This is a genomic window from Streptomyces sp. CC224B, assembly GCF_030010595.1.
Classification (GTDB): domain Bacteria; phylum Actinomycetota; class Actinomycetes; order Streptomycetales; family Streptomycetaceae; genus Streptomyces; species Streptomyces longispororuber.
Genome location: NZ_JASCXL010000248.1, coordinates 1 through 978, shown reverse-complemented (window position 1 = coordinate 978; position 978 = coordinate 1). Strand labels below are relative to the sequence as shown.

The window sequence follows — 978 nt, the reverse complement described above, 5'->3', positions numbered from 1 at the left end:
GACTTGTAGAGCGCGTACCGGCGCCGGTAGTCGTCGAGGGTGAGCGTCTCGCGGTTGAAGCCGTCGGGCCGCAGCGGGGCCAGCGCCCGGGCGAACCGCTGCGCCCAGGCCGCCGACACCGCGTCCACCACGGCGACCGTGCCGTGCCCCGCGGGCCGCCCGTCCACCGTGCGCAGCACCCGCAGGGCCGTCGCCACGTCGCCGCTGAGCAGCGCCACCGCCCCGCACGCGCGGAACGCGGGCGCCACCGCGCACGCGGCCTCGTACGTCTCCGTCACCGGCGACGCGGGCGAGGCCGCGGCCGTCTCGGCCAGGCACACCACGTGGATCCCGGCCCGTCCGCCCTCCCGGGTGAGCCGGGCGGCGGCCTCCCGCAGCGCGGCGGAGCCGGGGTCGCCGTCCAGCACCACGACCGTGCGCGGGCCGTACGCCTCCGGGGGCGCGGGCTCCTCCGTCCGGTCGGCTCCGGCCTCAGCCTCGGCCTCGGCGGCCTCGTCGAGGCGGCGCAGCAGCTCCCCGGTGCGCGCGGCGGCCTGCTCGCGGTCGTACGCGAGGAGCAGGCGGCAGTCCTGCCCGCGCGCGGGGCGCAGGTGCGGCAGCCAGCCGAGCCAGGACCACTCCGCGGTCCGCTCCTGCGGCGTCCGCGCCCGGTCCGTGCTGATCAGCACGATCTCCAGGTCCGCGGGGGAGTGCAGCGCGGCGAGCTGCGCGAGCACCGAGCGGGCCAGGCCCGCGAGCCGCTCCCGCGGCCCGGCGAGCCCGAGCGCCCCGGCCTCCCGGAGGCTCACCGTCACCGGCACGGCGGGCAGCAGCGTGCTCTGGCCGGGCGCCGCCCGGTCGACCGTGCCGAGCCGCACCGCGAGCGCCTCCGGATGCCCGGGCCCGCGCTCCCACAGCCGCGTGCCCGGCCCGAGGGCCGTCAGGAGCAGCGCCGCCGCGTCGGGCCACACCTCGGGCGCGGGCCGCGCGGAAGGCCCG

1 pseudogene is annotated in these 978 nt (G+C 80.6%); it reads right to left on the bottom strand.

The annotated features are described in order from the left end of the window. Positions 1-978, bottom strand: a pseudogene (locus QK440_RS41185) (hypothetical protein); the annotation flags it as partial.